The organism is Paenibacillus sp. J22P143 (assembly GCF_059692035.1).
The window spans coordinates 1-19,131 of record NZ_JCAUAQ010000008.1; the positions used below are offsets into that span (position 1 = coordinate 1).

General features: G+C 47.6%; 15 protein-coding genes, 1 rRNA gene and 1 riboswitch. Of the genes, 1 reads left to right on the forward strand and 15 read right to left on the reverse strand.

The window, feature by feature from the left end; all coding sequences use genetic code 11:
* The 12 genes from AC58PQ_RS14200 to AC58PQ_RS14255 form a co-directional block, all read right to left on the reverse strand.
* A 16S ribosomal RNA gene (locus AC58PQ_RS14200) occupies window positions 1–197 on the reverse strand; the annotation flags it as partial.
* Between the two features lie 370 nt (window positions 198–567).
* On the reverse strand, window positions 568–1,971 hold the full coding sequence (locus tag AC58PQ_RS14205) for an NCS2 family permease (RefSeq protein WP_497242765.1): 1,404 nt from the start codon (window positions 1,969–1,971) through the stop codon (window positions 568–570).
* 141 nt (window positions 1,972–2,112) lie between these two features.
* A riboswitch (purine riboswitch) is annotated at window positions 2,113–2,213 on the reverse strand.
* Between the two features lie 97 nt (window positions 2,214–2,310).
* On the reverse strand, window positions 2,311–3,849 hold the full coding sequence (gene guaA / locus AC58PQ_RS14210) for a glutamine-hydrolyzing GMP synthase (RefSeq protein WP_497242575.1): 1,539 nt from the start codon (window positions 3,847–3,849) through the stop codon (window positions 2,311–2,313).
* A 159-nt stretch (window positions 3,850–4,008) separates the two neighbouring features.
* Complete coding sequence (locus tag AC58PQ_RS14215) at window positions 4,009–6,456, reverse strand: transglutaminase TgpA family protein (protein WP_497242576.1); 2,448 nt, start codon at window positions 6,454–6,456, stop codon at window positions 4,009–4,011.
* Entirely contained in the window at window positions 6,443–7,663 is a 1,221-nt protein-coding gene (locus AC58PQ_RS14220) for a DUF58 domain-containing protein (RefSeq protein WP_497242577.1), read from the reverse strand. Before AC58PQ_RS14220 ends, AC58PQ_RS14215 begins: the two co-directional genes overlap by 14 nt.
* Window positions 7,664–7,674: 11 nt before the next feature.
* Window positions 7,675–8,652 (reverse strand): AAA family ATPase, encoded by a 978-nt coding sequence (locus tag AC58PQ_RS14225; protein ID WP_497242578.1) that lies wholly within the window; start codon window positions 8,650–8,652, stop codon window positions 7,675–7,677.
* A 64-nt stretch (window positions 8,653–8,716) separates the two neighbouring features.
* Window positions 8,717–10,180, reverse strand: a complete 1,464-nt coding sequence (locus AC58PQ_RS14230) for a polysaccharide deacetylase family protein (RefSeq protein ID WP_497242579.1) — start codon at window positions 10,178–10,180, stop codon at window positions 8,717–8,719.
* A gap of 165 nt (window positions 10,181–10,345) precedes the next feature.
* Window positions 10,346–10,828 carry a thioredoxin-dependent thiol peroxidase gene (gene bcp, locus AC58PQ_RS14235; protein ID WP_497242580.1) on the reverse strand — a complete coding sequence of 161 codons (483 nt, stop codon included), beginning with the start codon at window positions 10,826–10,828 and terminating at the stop codon, window positions 10,346–10,348.
* A gap of 181 nt (window positions 10,829–11,009) precedes the next feature.
* Window positions 11,010–11,630, reverse strand: a complete 621-nt coding sequence (locus AC58PQ_RS14240; RefSeq protein WP_497242581.1) for an FAD-dependent oxidoreductase — start codon at window positions 11,628–11,630, stop codon at window positions 11,010–11,012.
* 203 nt (window positions 11,631–11,833) lie between these two features.
* A complete protein-coding gene (locus AC58PQ_RS14245; RefSeq protein ID WP_497242582.1) occupies window positions 11,834–12,829 on the reverse strand; it encodes a 2,3-diaminopropionate biosynthesis protein SbnB in 996 nt (331 codons plus the stop codon).
* A gap of 16 nt (window positions 12,830–12,845) precedes the next feature.
* Window positions 12,846–13,811 (reverse strand): 2,3-diaminopropionate biosynthesis protein SbnA, encoded by a 966-nt coding sequence (gene sbnA / locus AC58PQ_RS14250; protein ID WP_497242583.1) that lies wholly within the window; start codon window positions 13,809–13,811, stop codon window positions 12,846–12,848.
* A 14-nt stretch (window positions 13,812–13,825) separates the two neighbouring features.
* Window positions 13,826–15,019: a phenylacetate--CoA ligase family protein gene (locus tag AC58PQ_RS14255; RefSeq protein WP_497242584.1), complete on the reverse strand. Its 1,194-nt coding sequence runs from the start codon at window positions 15,017–15,019 to the stop codon at window positions 13,826–13,828.
* A 226-nt stretch (window positions 15,020–15,245) separates the two neighbouring features.
* Between AC58PQ_RS14255 and AC58PQ_RS14260 the strand changes: the two genes are divergently transcribed.
* Entirely contained in the window at window positions 15,246–16,124 is an 879-nt protein-coding gene (locus AC58PQ_RS14260; RefSeq protein ID WP_497242585.1) for a YheC/YheD family protein, read from the forward strand.
* Window positions 16,125–16,200: 76 nt separating this feature from the next.
* Here the strand turns inward: AC58PQ_RS14260 and AC58PQ_RS14265 are convergent, their stop codons facing one another.
* The 3 genes from AC58PQ_RS14265 to AC58PQ_RS14275 are packed head-to-tail and all read right to left on the reverse strand — an operon-like array spanning window position 16,201 to window position 18,829.
* Window positions 16,201–16,986 carry an ABC transporter permease gene (locus AC58PQ_RS14265; RefSeq protein ID WP_497242586.1) on the reverse strand — a complete coding sequence of 262 codons (786 nt, stop codon included), beginning with the start codon at window positions 16,984–16,986 and terminating at the stop codon, window positions 16,201–16,203.
* A gap of 3 nt (window positions 16,987–16,989) precedes the next feature.
* Window positions 16,990–17,784 carry an ABC transporter permease gene (locus tag AC58PQ_RS14270; RefSeq protein ID WP_497242587.1) on the reverse strand — a complete coding sequence of 265 codons (795 nt, stop codon included), beginning with the start codon at window positions 17,782–17,784 and terminating at the stop codon, window positions 16,990–16,992.
* Window positions 17,777–18,829, reverse strand: a complete 1,053-nt coding sequence (locus AC58PQ_RS14275) for an ABC transporter ATP-binding protein (RefSeq protein ID WP_497242588.1) — start codon at window positions 18,827–18,829, stop codon at window positions 17,777–17,779. Before AC58PQ_RS14275 ends, AC58PQ_RS14270 begins: the two co-directional genes overlap by 8 nt.
* Between the last annotated feature and the right edge of the window lie 302 nt (window positions 18,830–19,131).

Consider the following 19,131-nt stretch of genomic DNA (forward strand, 5'->3'; position numbering starts at 1 on the left):
GATTCTCTCATGCGAGAAAACCAGTTATCCGGTCTTAGCTATCGTTTCCGATAGTTATCCCAGTCTTAAAGGCAGGTTACCTACGTGTTACTCACCCGTCCGCCGCTAGCTTATCCCGAAGGATAAACCCGCTCGACTTGCATGTATTAGGCACGCCGCCAGCGTTCGTCCTGAGCCAGGATCAAACTCTCCATAATAGTGGACGATTGCTCGTCCTATTTGAAAGCTTAATTGCTCATTTGCGTTGCTAGCGAGATTTTGCAATCTCTTTTTTTGAACGATTTCTCGTTCGTGCTTACTCACTCGTTGTTCAGTTTTCAAAGATCAATTTCTTTCGCTCACTGCCGTGTTACCGAAGCAGCGAGAAGTAATATACCACATCAGCTCATTCGAATGCAAGAACTTTTTTTTCAACTTCTTTCGAATCCTTCATTCTTTCGTTCGACCGCCGAAGCGACAAGGAGTAATATAACAAATCCTCCAAGGGATTGCAAGCTTTTTATATATGGAAAAAAACAGGATTTAAAAAGGCCCTGGCGCATCATGCACCAGAGCCTTCACTTTATTTTAACCTTGGCTTCCAATAAAGACGTATCGAGCAATAATTAGAAGAGCTAGAATCCACATTAACCAGTGGACGCTGTATTTCTTCTCACTTTTGCCACTGAAATTTGCTGCAGTTGCTAGAACGACATACGTTACGATTCCGAAGGAAATCCCGTTCGCAATGTTGTATGTGAAAGGCATCAATACAATCGTAAGGAACGCCGGGATCGCGATAACGAAGTCTTGGAAGTCGATCTCTTTAATGGATTGAACCATAAGAACACCAACAACGATCAACGCTGCCGCAGTTGCTGAACCAGGAATCAACATCGCAATTGGCGCCAAGAACAGAGCAAGCAAGAAACATACGCCCGTTGTTACAGCAGTTAAACCTGTACGCCCACCCTCTGCTACACCTGCTGCGCTCTCCACGTAGGCAGTTACTGTACTCGTTCCAACTAATGCACCGCCACTCACACCGATTGCATCCACGAACATCGCTTTACCTACACGTTTATTGCCTTCTTGTTTGTTCTTCATAATACCAGCACGGGAAGCTGTTCCAACCATGGTGCCGAAAGTATCGAATAACTCAACGAACGTAAATGTAGCAATTACTGAAATGATTCCTGTTGTCATAATGCCTGCGAAATCAAAATCAAAAAAGCGCAGTTTAGACATATCCGGTACCCAAGTCGTTTGGTCACTAGTTAATGTACCTAGATCAACCATACCCATGAAATAACCAACAACAGTCGTACCTAAAATACCAAACAAGATCGCGCCACGTAGGCGAATTACCATTAAGACGGAAATCAATAGAATACCTACAAGTGTTAAAATAACACCTTTATTTTCTAATGATCCCATGTGGAATATGGTTTCAAAGGAAAGAACATCCGTAAATTGATGTGCTTTAATATCATTACTTGATTCAACTGCTACGGTAAGAATTCCACTGTTTTTGAAACCGATCATGGCAATAAACAAACCAATACCAACTGTGATCGCATGCTTCAAGCTATCTGGGATAGCGACAAGAAGCATTTGACGCAATTTCGTAATCGTAAGGATGATAAAGATAATCCCCGAAATAAACACGGCCGTGAGCGCCATCGAAAATGTAAATTTACCTTGTGACGTCAAAATGATCGTCGCGAAGTAAGCATTCAAGCCCATCCCCGGTGCTAGTGCTACTGGGAAGTTAACGAAAAGCCCCATGGCAATCGTCATCACACCTGCTGCAATAGCTGTTGCTAAGAAAATCGCTGTCCAATCTCCGCCTGTTGCCCCTGATTTAAATGCGCTGAGTATGTCTGGATTTACTGCAAGGATGTAAGCCATCGTCATGAACGTCGTAATCCCCGCCATGATTTCTGTTCTTACTGTCGTGCCATTTTGTTTCAACTTAAAAAAACGATCCAAATCCATTTTCCTATTCCTCCTAAAACGAATGGTGGACAGCAAAAAACCCGGAATCATGTTACCTGATTCCGGGTACGAAAAAGGAGCCGTCCATATGAGGGCTGCCTTCAGAATATGAAGCCGCACGTAAAAACTCATACGGATACCGTTCCTTTTTTTCGTAGCCAGATCATTTGCGGTGATCTCGTAGAAACTCTCAGGCCAATCCCCAAGATTATACGAAAAACTGTTATCCAATTTCATATTCTAGTGAAGAATTGATCAAGTGTCAATAAAAAAAGACGAACATTATCTGGGCAAAATCTCCTAGATTGTTCGTCTTTTAGATAGATTAAATTCCTATTCCCACTCAATCGTAGCTGGCGGTTTGGACGTAATGTCGTAGACAATACGGTTTACATTTTCAACTTCGTTTACGATACGCACGGAAATCTTCTCAAGCACATCCCAAGGAATACGTGCCCAGTCAGCTGTCATGCCGTCGATGGACGTAACTGCACGGATACCAACTGTATAGGAGTAGGTTCTAGCATCGCCCATGACGCCTACGCTCTTCATGCCTGGAAGGGCTGTGAAGTACTGCCAGATCTCGCGATCTAGGCCAGCTTTGGCGATTTCGTCACGCAGGATGGCGTCGGATTCACGAACGATTTTCAGCTTATCCTCGGTAACTTCACCTAAAACACGAATAGCTAGACCAGGACCTGGGAATGGCTGTCTCCACACGATCGCGGACGGCAGGCCACACTCTTCGCCTACTTTGCGTACTTCATCTTTGAATAGTGTTTTCAACGGTTCGATGAGCTTGAACTTCATATCTTTCGGCAGGCCGCCAACATTATGATGGGATTTGATCGTTTGCGCGGTAGCAGTACCGCTTTCTACGATATCGGTGTACAACGTGCCTTGCGCCAAGAAGGTAAAGTCATCAAACTGAGCGGACTCTTCTTCAAACACACGGATGAATTCCGTGCCGATGATTTTACGTTTTTGCTCCGGATCCGCTACGCCAGCCAATTTTCCTAGGAAACGTTCTTTGGCATCGATTTTAACAACTTTCATATCAAATTTGCCGACAAACGTCTCCATAACGCTTTCGCCTTCACCTTGACGCAGCAGGCCATGATCAATAAACATACATGTCAATTGTGCGCCGATTGCTTTATGAAGCAAAATCGCTACTACGGAGGAATCTACGCCGCCGCTTAGTGCGCAAAGCACTTTTTTATCGCCAACTTCAGCACGAAGCTCTTTAATCATATCTTCAACAAAAGAGGACATCGTCCAATCGCCGACACAACCACACACTTCATAGATGAAGTTGTTAATCATTTCGTTTCCTTGAACAGAGTGACGAACCTCAGGGTGGAACTGTACGGCATGAATTTTGCGATCACGGTTGCTCATTGCAGCAATGGGAAGTGACTCCGTGCTTGCCTCTACGACAAAGCCATCAGGTAAAACGGAAACATGGTCACCATGACTCATCCATACCGTTTGGTTCGCCTCAAGACCTTTGACAAGGGGACTTTCATTTGAGAAAAGCAGATCTGCTTTCCCGTATTCACGCGTATGTGCGCGTTCTACTTTTCCGTTCAATTGGTGTGCAATCAACTGCATCCCATAACAAATTCCTAAGATCGGAATACCCAAATCGAAAATGCCAGCGTCAACGGAAGGAGCTCCTTCGCCATAAACGCTTGCAGGACCGCCAGAGAATACGATCCCTTTTGGATTAATCTCACGAATTTTCTCAACCGTTGTATTGTGCGGCAGCAATTCGCTGTATACGCCCAAATCACGGATTCTTCTAGCAATCAGTTGGTTATATTGGCCTCCAAAATCTAAAACGACGATCAATTCACTTGGTTTACTCATTATCCGACCTCCTAGGTTCATAGCGATTGAAGCTTCGGGAGAACCCTTGTCACAAGTGTTGCATGAAACCTTTGATGCAACACTTATGAACCATTGTCCACTTATCGCTATTTCTAGGTACTAATTTTAAACATTAGGCACCTAGGATGTAAAGGGGATTTAATGTGTCTTTTGAATGGCTTTCCAAATCGCTGTAATTTCCCGCTTCGAATAGGCAAATGCACGCGCCGGATCGTAGCGGACACTTTCATAGATTTGAGCGAAAGTCATCAATGCTTGTTGTTGCCCTTGATGGGTCACCTGAAGATTCATCACATATTCGCGAACCGTTTGATTAGCAGGCTTGGCACCATATTTACGGAAAAGCTGCCTCCACAAACGATCCATATACGGCGTCAATGGATGCTGCTGAGCTGAAGTTCCATTGTTGTAGCTCGGGAGCTCCACCGTTCTATGCAACAAGTATCCTTGACGTCTCAGCACGAGAACCATACCAACAAGTAGACAAATGCTGCCGATTAGAACGATAACAGCACTCTTATAAGCCTTTACCAATTGAACGAGATTATTCTTCATCGTGTGCAACCATTCACTCGACTTGGTGATGACTGAACCGGGCACTGGCGTATTGGTGAGGGAAGCTGTCATCCCCAGTTGCTCCATCGTTGCTGTCGTCAACAAATCTCTCGGTTGATCCGCGGATATCCTTGAGAACCCTGGCGTCGGTTCGAACGGTACCCATCCCATCGACGGGAAATATACCTCAACCCATGAATGTGCATCTTGATTGCCGACGACGACCTCTTGCAGCCCATTGTCATCGGTGGCACCTACTGTTCCTGGAGCAAACCCCTTCACCCATCGAGCGGGTACCCCGACAGAACGAAGCATAACAACCATGGCCGTGGAAAAATGATCACAATACCCTGTCCGATCAACGAACAGAAAATGACTGACGAAATCCTCATTTCGGCTAGGAGTGGTAGGCTTTTCGAGACTATAGGGAAAGGTTTGGCTCAAATACTGCTCGATGGCCACCGCTTTGGCATATGGCGTCAAGCGATTGGCTGTTACTTGCTCTGCTGTGCTCCTCACAGTCCGCGGCAGCGCCTCTGGCAATTGCAAATATTCACTAGTGATTTCATCTGGATAAGGAGCCATATCTGTGTTCAAAAGGTCTGGATTTTCCGTGACCGGTTGAACGGTTATTTTGTAATAAGATAGAGAGTCAGCGATTTCTGGCAAAGTCGTTAAGCCACTCGCTTCAGAAGTAAGAAGACTTCCGGATGAAATTGGTTTCCCTTTTTCACTCAATAACATATCCACACTCCGCAGCCCACCACCCACGAACAATTGTTTAATGGGCGATTTGGCGTTCAACAAGACTTCCTGCGTTACAAGTGATACTGATGATGACGATGGACTAGAGGCTGTGAAGGGCTCCCGCTTCTGAATAGGCTGCGTCCAGCCTTTGCCATCGTAGTAGCTTTTGGATTCACCGCGCCAGTAGGTTAATTCGGTGGTTTTGGCTGTAAATACTGGCGAGGTGTCCACTTGGAGTGGACCTCCTAAGGAAGTATCGTTCTGGCCATATCCAGAAGTCGCCACGGCAGGACTTACGCCCATGTCTTCGTTATACAGCTCAAACAAACGATCATACCAATGCGCCCAGCTCACCGGCTTCATCAAAAGTTCAGATTCGGTTTGTTTGGCTGACATCCAACCGACCCCAGACAATATCCCAACGACGAACACACTGACGATCACCCATTGGAGGTAGCTTCTAGAGCGTGTCGCCCTAACTTGGTACGTCTGTTCGATTCTAGATAGATTAAGTAAAGCCATCAAGAGCATTCCATAGCCTAATGTGCGTATAATCCCTTGAACGGTATCCGCCCCTAACACGAGCTGTAAACCAACTAGGTAAATCAGCGTTGCCATCACAAACCAAAGACTGTGCTGTCTTTGCAGCATAAGCGCTTGAACCACAGAGAGCAGCAGCGCCCACCCCATTAGGAATAGGAACGTACGCATTTCACCGCTGATGAGATCAAAATGCGCTTGTACGATGTACACAAAATCTTGTGCGAATGTTCTCACTAATGAGATGATCCATCCCCCAGCAAGTATGGACTCGCCGTTAAACATATAGCCAATAAAGATCACGATTATGCTGCACTTAGCGGGCCATCCCCATCCATAAGGAACCCTGAAGCAATCCAGTGCAAGACAGAGAGCAAAAACAACAAGGACCGGTCCAATCTGAATGGACTCATCGGCCATCCAAGCCAAAGGGCGCAACCATTCCGAAAGAAGGAGAAAAAGCAGTAAGGTGATGAGACTATCTCGGAAGAGACTATTGTGTGTGGGCGGTATCGTATCAGCGCGGAAGATGAGTTGTGATGGGTTGCGGGAAGCGCTGGTTGATGTGTCTGAGTGCGACGGATTAGAGTTCGAAGTGACTGAGCGTGAAGAAGCTGCTTTCGTATAGCGTGAGTTCGAAGCACCAAAGTGCGAAGTGACTGAGCGTGAAGAAGCTGCGTGCTTAGTGAAAGATAACGGGCGAGAGCGTGCGTGCAGCCCGCGGCGTGGTTCAAGCGGTTGCATCCTGGGCACCCCCTTGCATAGGCCACTGGCTCTGCGGATGCGGCACTTCTGTGAAGCTGCAGCCTGCGGCTTGCAGCTGAGAAGCCCCCTCTCGCTCTGCGACCGAGAGGGAAGGCCGCGCGTGCACGTAGATCACGTGCACGCATTGGCGCCTGGTGCGCGCTTCATCAGTGACCGCGCGCACCAGCGCCACATCCAGCGTCGATGTGATGCACAGCATCGACGCCTGCAGCGGCAAGTCTGCCGCCTCTTTCCTGATGAGGTCAGGAAAGGAGATGGCGGACTTGCCGCCAACGCTCGCGAGTACTTCGTACGCGAGCGTTAGATCGGGGCGAATCGTCGGCGCGATTCGCCTAGTACTAGAGCTGCTGCAGGCGAAGCCGCAGCTCTCTCGCCCACCCGCGGCAGCTTCGAAGAAGCCAGCCGCGAGGGCGACGCCCTTCTCCAGCAGCGGCTGCGCCGCTTCTGCTGGGCCCGCCGCAGGCGCTACATCGAGCAGCAGCATCCACTTCGTGGCGGCGGCCTGCTCGGGGTCTTTGGTCATGAGGCGGCTCAGACGAGCCGTCGATTTCCAGTGGATGCGGTGATACGGATCGCCGCTGACGTAATCACGAACGGAGCTGATGAGCGGCGTTTCGGCTTTTGAACTTAATGTTGTCGAGGAAGAACCATCCTCGGACTGAAACGTCATCCCGCTTCGACCCAAAGCATCCGGTCGCGGATATACGACATATCGCTGCAGGTCTTCTCTATGTACTTTGCGAAGCGCGAAACCAAAGAGATCCCCCGCTACAGCTTCAAGGTGAGCAAATCGGTAGCTGCCTCGCATGAGATTGGTTATTTTGTAAGGAAGCAAAAGCGTCTTCTGAAACCAAGGGAAAAGCAGCTTGCTATACGTCAGCTTTCCCCCGTTTCCTTCATGTATCCAGGTTTCTTTGAGCAGCAGCCATGGCAGGGGCACTGGTGAGCGATGCTTAAACTCCAGCACAATCGTCACATCTTCGCCAGAAAGAAACACGTCGCCTGACATGTGCCGATGCAAGTTCATGCCTTTTAGAGCAAATACATAAAACAATCCTGCCTGAATCCAGATCAATGATAAACAAATGCCTAGATACCAAGCAGCAAATCCGCCTTGCCGATACGCCAAAAAGATCATCAACACACAACCTACGAGCAATAACGTCGTCTTCCCCCAGCTTTTCATTAGATGGCCCCCTACTTCGCCGTTACGTATCGGAGAACTGGTGTTTGCATGCCATCTAGTAAGCCTTTAAGAATCATTTCGGCCGAACGACCCATCATGCGAGCATCCGAAGTTAGAATCAGCCTGTGTGTCCAAACGGGTAGAACCAAATCCTTAATATCATCGGGAACAACGAAGCTTCGCCCTTTCACATAAGCCGCCGTTTGAGCAGCACGCATCAAGGAATAAGACGCCCTTGGACTTGCTCCTATGTAAAAATCAGCATGATCTCGCGTCGCTAAGGCTAAGCGAACGATGAAATCTTTTAACGTGTTATCCACATGTATCATGGCCGCTTCTTTCTGTAATTGCACAAACTCATCCTGCACGATAACAGGCTTCAGGCTTTCCAACGGGTGACGATCCTGCAGACGATCCAACATCAGAATCTCTTGATCATGCGTTGGATAACCGAGGGAAAGCTTCATCATAAAACGATCCATCTGTGCCTCCGGCAAGGCATACGTCCCCTCATAATCCATGGGATTTTGCGTTGCGATGACAACGAAGGGCTTCGGCAGTTCATAGCTCGTGCCGTCAATCGTCACTCGTTTCTCTTCCATCGCTTCGAGGAAAGCAGACTGTGTCTTCGGAGAGGTCCGGTTACATTCATCAGCAAGTACAACAGACGTCATTAATGGGCCTGGGCGAAACTCAAACTCATTACGCTTCACATTAAATACCGAAACACCGGTCACATCCGAAGGGAGCAGGTCTGGCGTACATTGAATTCTCTTAAACTCGCAACCGATCGTTTTGGCTAACGCGCGTGCTAGCATGGTTTTGCCTACACCAGGAACGTCCTCTAACAGAAGATGGCCGCCGCTCAACATGGCGATAAAAGCTTTCTCTATCGTCTCTCTTTTGCCAACTATCACTTTCTCTACGTTCATGATCATCCGTTCCACTAGAGGCTGCGGTTGATCGAATATTCGGGTTTTCGATGCCATAGACAAGAAGCCTCCTTAATAAGGGTATGCTTCTAGTTTTTCCAGCTCTCTACTCTTTTAGACATTAACCGCCCATAGCAAATAGAGAGTTTTTGAGAATACTATTATTTTCTTTGAAAAAGTAGAGGGGGCGCAGCGCCAAAGAAACTTCTCGTGTGTTCGAATCCACCACGGCATTCGTAATTCGGCCGCCGAGTGAAGCTATGGTTTTTCGCAAAGGAACGATAATTTGATTATTCTGCATGTGCATATCCGCTAACGAATACGTGGCTGTTTGCTTACCTAAGGTGTACAAACTAATGCTTCTATTGGCTAGATCATAATCCATATCATAGATGCCATAATGCGCATTGGCTGTTTTCGTACTCGCTTGCCAATCGACTTTCCCGCCCATCTTTTCGATGAGATAGCGTAAGGGCAGCTCTATTCGATTCGATTGGAGCTTATAAATAGATGGTTCAATGGTAAATGTGCCTCCAACCACATGAACCTGCAGAGGCAAGGCAGCTTGTTGGGCGAGAATGCGAGCAGCCTCCTCCTCTTCTTCCTTCTTCGCTATCGCTTTCTCTTCAGCCTCGGCCTCCAGTTTCTGTACGAGGAGTTTTTCCTCTGCCTTCTTGGCGATGTCAGATGTGCTAGGGTGAGCAACTGCATATTGCTGTGTTTGTTCTACCAGATCTTGAAAATGCTTCAAGCTCATATTTCGCGCCCATTTCGGCTTCGTGACAGTGAATTGTTTAGGTTTAACCTGATCTGTTAACGTGGCGAACGTGTATCCTAGCTTTTTATAATAGTTAATCACTTGGGGTAGTACTTGGACGGAAGATTCATGCCCCGTTCCATCGTGAAACAAAATGTTGATCTCATGATCAAGCGGTGAAGCCTTCACCGTCTGCCAAATTTCATTCACAGGGACGTTCGCTCTCTTGGAGTCCCCGCTGTCAACATTCCAGTCATGCACGATATAACCGGCTTGCTCCATGAGGTAGAAGTAGTTAGCATCAAAATTCGTAGCGGTCCCGCCGGGTGCTCGCACGATCTGTGGTCGTATCCCCACGATATTTGAAATAACGTCCTCGCTGCGCTGGATTTGGTTCCAAAAGGTTTGAAAATCACTATAAAGCTCTTTATAAACATGGTTATATGTATGATTGCCAATGGCATGACCGTCTTTTACGATTCTTTTGAGCTCAGCAGGATGCGCTTTCGCTTGTTCCCCAAGTACGAAGAACGTCGCCTTGACGCCTTCTTTATCTAAAATATCCAGCACCTGATTCGTCAGCTTGCTTGGACCATCATCAAATGTGAGATACACAGTAGGTTGCTCCGGTGTTACATAGGTCCTCTCACTCTTCAGTCGCTTCCCTGATTGAAGCTGTTGATAGACCTCTCGCACAGCTGGATCAGCGTCATTGTCCGCGGCATGGGCCGGCATCATACCAACCAAGAGTGAAACTAGTAAAACTACAACCATCATGATTTGAATTCGAAGTCTTTCGTTGATTGGAGCTTGTACGTGTAAGCGCATCCGATGATCCCTCCGCATGTTCTATCATTTTGACATCTGATAGATTATATGGAAGTAGGATCGAGAGTATGACAGCAAAAAACTAGAGAAACCAAAAACAAATATAGTAATCATTCACCTATATTTGTCGCTTTGATTCTATATTTTTATCAGCAAAATATGTGTCTACTTCATTTCCATCACAGCATCCAGAACAGACTGCACATGATTCTTAATCTTCACTTTGCTCCATTCTCTCACGATATATCCTTTTTCATTAATGAGAAAAGTGGAACGGATAATGCCCATGTACTCGCGACCATATAGCTTTTTCATCGCCCATACGCCATACTTCTCCGCCACCTTGTGATTCGTGTCCGAAAGCAGCATGAACGGCAGCTCGTACTTGGCAATAAATTTATCATGCGCCTTCAGCTCGTCGGGGCTAATCCCGATCACTTCAACGCCTAACTCGGCAAACTTCCCATTATAATCCCGAAAATCGCACGATTGCTGCGTACAGGTTGGTGTATTGTCTTGCGGGTAAAAATAAATGACGACTTTGCGCCCTTTGTAATCGGCTAATGAGACTTTCTCTCCGTTAGAGGCAGGCAGCGAAAAGGCTGGTGCCTTACGCTTGGTTACTGCCGTTTCATTCACTTTGGTCAATGGTGCTCTCTCCTCTTTCTCGTCTTGCTAACCAGCTACTATCTTCATCCATTATGCGTCATTCACTGGGCGACATCAAACGAAAAAAAGCCACTACGAATCGTAGAGACTTCGTGAGCAGCTGCTGTACATATCATCCATAATTTTATGTTTCTGTACGGTTCACTTCTAAGTGTCTTAATTATTCAATGGCTTTATCATGCAATTGATCGATAAGTGTTTGCCACCCTCCGTGCAGGTAAAGAACCCCTTTCAAGGACATCTGCACCTGCGCAAGCACAGATCCTGCTAGCTGATGATCTGTATCGTGTGCATAGGTTGCTGTTCGACACAGGGAATAAAAAATATGACGTACCATCGGGTCTGGAATCTCTTTTTCCGCCCATTCTCTCAACGTTATCGCTTTTACCGTTTTCGCGTCTAGCTTCATTAGTCGTATGACCAATCGCAGAAGGCTCAGCTTCCCCGACCACGAGAGCAGCTTCGTTGTGAGCATACTAAGTGGAGTTGACGGCATCGGCTGCAACCGATTGTTCCACAGTGCTTTCACCTTCGCAGAAGGCGGACCTCCTTCAATGCGAATGCCAAGCTCCTTGAGAATGCTATTTGCTTTTCCGTGAAGATATAGGGCGTGCCCGCCTAGGTTGAAAAATACCCCGTTTTTCTTATTTGTCATCGCTCTGCCACCCATACGCCCTGATTTCTCTAGCAGCACCACTTTTCCTCCACCCTTAGCAACTTCTATAGCGGCAATACATCCAGCTAGGCCGCCCCCAATCACGGCTGTATCGTATTTTGTCATATGCAACATCCTCCTTTTCGCTTCCCCTCTATAAGGCGAAATAGGCGCTTGTTTTGTGACTAAAAAATAATCCACAGACGCTTTTCTGTGGATATCTCAGTATGTGGATATGTTGATATGCGTCGAATAAGTTATGCACAATAGGGACTTAAGGCCCTGTGGACTTGTGGGTAACTCTGTGGATAGATGTGGATAATAGTGGATTAACTACTACTGGGAGGAGTTGACCTGCTGCCCTCCAACATAACGCCCTTGTTCAGCCGCACAGCTTCCCGCCAATAGTAACCAGCAATAGCAATGTCGAAGATCCCTAAGCCCATCGGATTAAAATAAATCGATTCCTCCGTATCCACAGTAGCTAAGTGATCGCGCAACACGACATCCGCGAGAGTACTCACTTCAGATTCCTGTAAGTTATACAGGAGGTGCAGCTGTTCAATATCCGTCTGTTCGCGGCACACTTCACGCCAATCATCCACAATGATCGCTTTCAGGCCCGACACACTTTCCGGTTTATAATCTCGGAGAGAGACATTGAGAAGGAGCGCGCCTGGAGGCGGAGCCTCATCGATATATCTCTCCGCAGACACCGTGCAGGTCATAATCACATTAGCCTCGCGGTAGCCATCTCGCCAATCACTTACTACCTGAGTTTTACTCTGAATAGCTCCCGGAATCGTTTCATGACTTACACCCATCAAATCATAAATCCGAACCTCTTCAATTCGTTCACCAAATAAAGCGACACACATATCAAGATGCAGTCGACCAATCGGTCCCCATCCGATTAAGTGGATGCGCATTGGATCAGGCTGCCTAGCTTTCACAAATTGGCTCAGCATCACACCGCTGACCGCTGCGGTCCGCAGACCATTTAACAGACCGCTGTGGATAAATGCCATAGGCTCACCCGTCGAGGGTTTATTCAAAATCAACGTATTATGGGCCCGGGGAAGTCCCAAAAGGCGATTGTTTGGAAAGCTCGCAATCCATTTAATGCCCGACATATCGATGTTACCGCCTACATAGGCAGGCATCGCAATGATACGGTTCTTCGGATCACGAAAGCGTAAGTATGGCTTCAAAGGGCGAGCACAGTCCCCGCTATCTTGTATGGCAACGACATCTTGAATGATGTCGGTTAGTTTCGCCCAATCGATTCCGATCTCTCGGATATGGTCATCCTGTAAATACAACATTCGCTAGTCTCCCATGCTAGTTACTCGGTGTATAACCTAACTCACTCTGTACCCATTCATCGTTATACACAGTACGCAAATACCGCTCTCCCCGATCTGGCAAAATCGCTGCGCAAACCGCTCCCGCAGGAATGGCGCTGCTCATTCTGCGGATCGCCGAGATCACGCCGCCTGAAGAGGCGCCAGCCAGGACCGCTTCTTCCCGCACTAAGGCGCGGCAGCCTTCTACGCAATCCCTGTCGGATACGTACATGACCCGATCCGCAACATCATGCCGATGCAAGCCTGGCGTGATGCCTGCGCCTAGTCCAGGGAATTTTCTCGAACCTTTTTCCCCGCCAAAAATAACACTGCCCTCGGCATCCACCGCCACGATCTGTGTCGACCATCCGCGACTGCGGATATAGTCCATACAACCTCGAATCGTGCCACACGAGCTTACTCCGCAAAATAAATAATCGACTGCACCTAACTGCTCGCCAATTTCCCGCATCGTTGTCTCGCTATGGGCCAGCGCGTTGTCTGGGCTACCGTACTGGTTCGTCCAGTAGGCGTTCGGGATTTGCCGAACCAGCTCAGCTACACGCCGTATACGGGCCGGCAAAAACTCACCCGTTGCCTCATCCGGCACGGAAACGAGGTCGATTTCCCCATGAAAGCTGCGGATAATCTGCAAATGCTGCTGCGTCGTACGAGGATCAACTACACAGATGAAGCGAAGCCCAAGATATCGGCAGAGTTGGGCCAGACTGATGGCCAGGTTGCCAGAGCTAGACTCTACGATGACACTCTCACTGTTCACCTCGCCTCGACGTATCGCTTCCCGCAGCATAAACAAGGCAGGACGATCCTTCGCGCTGCCGCCAGGGTTCATCCACTCCATTTTGCCATATACCTCAAAGGGTTGATCCTTAAACAAGCGAGACAGCCGAATCAGCGGCGTACGTCCGATCGCGTGGACAATACCTCCTTCAAGCTCCATTCGCTTCCCCTCCTTTACGTGTAAAAAATCTTTTTATTTTTCACGGAGGTGTTGGTTTGTGAATCCTCAAAGGTGCCCCCGATAACTTGAATGCCTTCTAAAAGCTGGGACTTAATCATCATTCCTATAGCTGGTATATGGCTCTCCACATCCGCACGAATGCAGTCCAGAACGGCTGGCGTTGCTAGCGCGGTATAGACATACACAGTTAAAGTGTTGCCGCTAACCTGCACACGAACGCTTGCTTCGCGAAGGTGACGATAGACGACATCCTCGATGTCATAAATACTGATTTTCTCACCGTGTTTCAGGTCAGGCCCAATGCGTTTTACGATGCTCTGAAAGCTCTGCGTAGGAACGCCATCTACATCAATAGCTCTCAAATCTCGTACGACGTCATAGGTGACATAACGCAGCGCTGGGAATGAGTCCCTTACCGTTGAGGTGAGGACCAACACCTGCTCCAGCTCATCTGGCAGCGGCTCCATATCAGCACCTAATAACTCCGCTTTGATGCCCTCTGCAACGATGCCCTCCGTAAACAAATACCTGCAATGCTCGTGGGAAAAATAAGCAATTGTCCCTATCTCGATGGAGCCGTACGTATCGGTGACACACGTTGCTGCAATGCCTAACCTTTCAGCTATACGCTGCCTCCAGCCTGGCGAAGCAATCTCGCCAACCAGAATGACATGTTGGATGCCATAGCCTGCAGGATCCTCCGACGCTTGCAAAATCCGATCCAAAATGGACGGCATCGTATACAGCACTTCGGGTCTAAAGCTTTGAAGCCGTTCAATATGCTGCTCGATCGGCAGCCGAAAGGATACTGATTCTACCTCCATACCGAGCTCACGAAATACCTCAACTGCCGTTGCCTCCGCATGCCCTGTACCCATGTCTGCCATCGCGGTTCGGTAACTCGCGCCTGCCAGAATGTTGCGGAAAACGTCCAGTTTGATTCGCAAATAAGCTTCTTCGTCCGATGGGGAATAAAAAATCGTCTTACGTCGCTTGGAGCTCGTGCCTGACGTCTGATACCGATTCATCTCCGCGCGGGGTAGGCATGGATTGGTATCAATGTAGTAGTACGATTCCAAGATCCCGGCTGACACAAGCGGTAGTGTAGGAAGCACTGCCAGCTCTTCTTGATCCAACGAAGCTTCTTGCACGTGCCCTGGCAGCAACCACGGAAATTGATGTTTCATCCTTTGTATTACTTCTTTCATGTGCATGGACGTGCGGTTCCTCCTTTCGGCAGTACGAACTAAACCTGATCCCAAATACACCTGACTACATATCCTATGCGCCCTTCCTGCCCATCGTTCTCTATTCCTGATTTACAAACTGGAATCCGTGTTCACCTGCCTCCGCAAGCACTCATATCATATGGAATAATGAAACGACATGCTCGCTAGAGAAAGGATCGTACCCATGACAAGTTCACTCAAGGCCGTTTCAAGCAAATGGATTAAAACACGCGTCACGCTTCGGAGTGCGAAGCTGCGCCAGCATGTGCCAACTACGCATCCCTTTAGTCGAAATCGATTATTTGCCATGCTCACCCAGCACGGTATGCTCTACATTAAACCCGACATCGGTTCCCTCGGTATAGGCGTTATGCGCGTTGAGAAAAGGGGGAACACCTACCGCTATCAAAATGGCGTGAACATTTATCGTTTTCCGACGTTCGAGAAACTGTATCAATCCCTCCTGCACCGATGCAGCACCAAGCGTTATCTCATTCAGAAGGGGATCCATGTGCTTAAGCATGAGGGAAACCCCTTCGATTTCCGGGTCATGATTCAGCGCAGCCCTGCAGGGAAATGGGTATGTACAGGGACTGCTGCCCGTGTTGCTCATCCGCAGAAGGCCGTAACCAACGGCAGTCAAGGCGGCACCATCTACAGTCCCTATGACCTCTTGGAACCCCAATTCGGGGTAGATGCAACATCTATTCTTATGCATAAAATGGAACAAATCGCCCATTTGACCTCCGTTCAATTAGGGCGCGCCTATCCTGCCATGAATGAGCTCGGCATTGATATTGCCGTCGATCACAAGCTGAAGCCATGGATTCTCGAGGTCAACACGCGGCCTGATCCTTGTCCCTTCACCAAGTTGGAGGACAAATCGATTATCCAGAAAATAGTCCGTTTCGGCAGAGCCAATGGCCGGAAGTATGATTTGACCTGCTCGAAGGCGAAAAAAGCGCCGAAGCAACGGGTGTCGACCGTTACTAATGTGCAGCCACCCTCGAACTTAGAGCTTCCTGCTGAAGCCACGGCTGAACCTCCTACTGATAGTGAGTGATGTTTTTCACACTTACAGCGTGAAAAAGAGCCGGTCCACAAGGTTGATTTCAACCCTGGGACCGGCTCTCACTTTTTTATGAACCTGCGCCGCGATACCGCTTGACGCCAATATTCCAAACCGTAATGCCCAGCGCACTAAACGTGATGCCAACCACAGGGGTGAGCAGTGCGAACCATTTCCAGTTTTCCGGATCAATGAAATACGCGGCTGGATAGAAGCCAACGAACGCAAACGGTAGAATCCACGTTAGAATACTTCGCAATAGTTTATTATAAATCGTCGCTGGATAACGCCCATAGTTCTGAATGTTCCATATCAATGGCAAGATACCCGTTGGCGCATCAGAGAAGAAAGCTAATGACGTCAGCGAGATATACACCCCTGCATAGATGAGGATCGAGCCCACCACCATCACGATGAAGATCAGCGGATCATGCCAATGAAACGGCAGGTCGAGCTGTACCCAGGAGTAGATCATGACAATCAAGCCTGCCAACGCACTGAACATGGAGGCTGGATCGAGATTTTCGAGCATGAGTTGCCACAGATTATAAGCAGGCCGCGTTAAGATACGGTCCATTTCCCCTTTGACAATGTAGCGCTCGCTAAAGCCCCACAGATTAAAAAAGGAAATAAATATACCATAGGGGATCATAAAATAACCGTAGATGAACAAAATTTGTTCTTGATTCCAGCCGCCAAGCGATTGCGTTTGCAGAAAGACGACAAGAATGAAGAATAGATTCAACCCATTGAATAACAAGTCGGACAGCACTTCAATCCAAAAATCGGATCGGTAGGTGAGCCTTGTTTTCATGTAGTTTTTGAAATAGTCGAAAATGAGGGTGATATAAAACATGTTTTACCCTCCCTGTACGAATAAACGTGTTTTGGATTTAACCCACAATACATAGATCGGTATAATTAAGAGCAAGAACCACAGTACTTGTACGCCAAAGTTGTGGAGTATGGCATTGCCCGTAACTTTGCCAGTAAACACTGCACTAGGCAAGTATGTTATCGCCTGAAATGGCAGCCACTCGAGAATGGATTCGGACCATCCTGGGAAAAAGGAAATCGGAATAATGAGCCCTGAAAAAAGGTCAACCGCTACGCGTTTCATCCGCATGAGGCCTTCATTATTTTCGAGAAAGAAGGCAAACAAGCCCGTAATGATATTCAACTGCGTATTAATCAGGAAGCTGAAGAACAACATCACTAAGTAGATGACCCACAAGCTTGGATCTGTTGGGAACTGAATCGGAAGCAGAAGCCAAATAAAGATCATGCCAGGTGTCGTGAAGAGCAGCAGGCGAAAAATACCTTCACCTAAGCCCTGCATCATTTTAACAAAAATATAATTGTACGGCCGGATGAACTGAATCGCTACGCTGCCATCCCGAATCTCATTCGCTATTTCACGATCTAAGTTATTGAAGTAAAAAGCGCGGCCCATCCAGGAAATCGCCACATAGGTGGTCATTTGGCCCAGTGTAAGGCCTCCGATGACTGCTTGGTCTCCGTATATCGCTTTATAGACGAAATAGTAGGAACCAATATTAATCGCATAAATCAGAATCCCGCTGTAATAATTCACCCGATAAGCGAGCATCATGAGAAATCGCATGCGTATGACTTCTATATAAGCTCTATGCATGGGTCGTGACTCCCTCTGGCTGATCGATATCCAAGCGTTTTACTTCGGCGGAGCCTGATTTATAAATTTCACGGACGATATCGTCGGTATTCGTTTCATTAATCTTAATATCTTGGATTTGGAGCACACCAACGACGCGGCTTAGCACCTCCGAGATGTTCGCTCTTTCATAAGGGATGAACACTTTGGCGGAAAGCTCATTGTCTAGCTGCCAAGCTACATCTAAGCCGAGAGTCAACTCTTGGAGACGGGCTAATGTTGTAGGGTGCTCAAACTGTAGCACAACTTCTTTGCCCTTGCCCCATCTGGCTTTCAACTCTTCCAGACCGCCATCATAAATAATTCGGCCGTCATCTAGCATAATAACACGGGAGCACAATGCCTCGATGTCCTGCAAATCGTGCGTTGTCAGCAAGATGGTTGTTTCATAACGCTGATTGAGTGACTTCAGAAATTCGCGAATTTCTGTTTTCACAACGATGTCGAGACCAATGGTCGGCTCATCGAGAAATACGATTTCAGGATTATGCAGCAGTGAAGCTGCTAATTCACAACGCATCCGCTGACCTAAGCTGAGTTTACGGACAGGTCGTGAAAGGAGCTCAGAAAGCTGCAAACGATCTACGAGCTCGTCAAGACGTTTCTTGTAATCAGCTTCGGAGACACGATACACCTTTTTGAGCAGCTGGAACGACTCCACTACTCCAATGTCCCACCAAAGCTGGCTGCGTTGACCGAAAACAACACCGATCCCAGCTACGAATTTCTCACGCTCTTTGAAAGGCACATAGCCATTCACCTTGATATGACCGGATGTGGGTACAAGAATACCCGTCAGCATCTTGATCGTCGTTGACTTTCCAGCACCATTTTCACCAATATATCCACAAATTTCGCCTTTAGGAATCTGAAAGCTGATGTCCTTCACAGCTGTGATTTGCTTATACTCTCTCTTGAATAAATCTTGTACGGCACCTTTGAGGCCACCGCGGCTTTGCTGAACTTGGAATTCTTTGCGAAGCATTTGAACATCTATAGCTAACATGCGTCTTTCCCCCTGACTTTGTCGTCTCGGTTACAGATTACGGCAACATTCGTCATAACTTGCTATCGAAGTTTCGTAGCATCTATAATATGGATCATAATGACGTTTTTCACAACCATACGACATGCTCATGATAACCCAATTCTGTGAGAAAACCTATATCGATGTAATTCAATGATGTGCGACCGCGTTTAGATGTAGGTTTTATCGCCAATAGGAAGCAGATTTCGTATACCGAAACCTTATACTTACCTATGTGGAAAATAAAAAAAGTACAGATTAACTTTTCTTGTATTACCCCT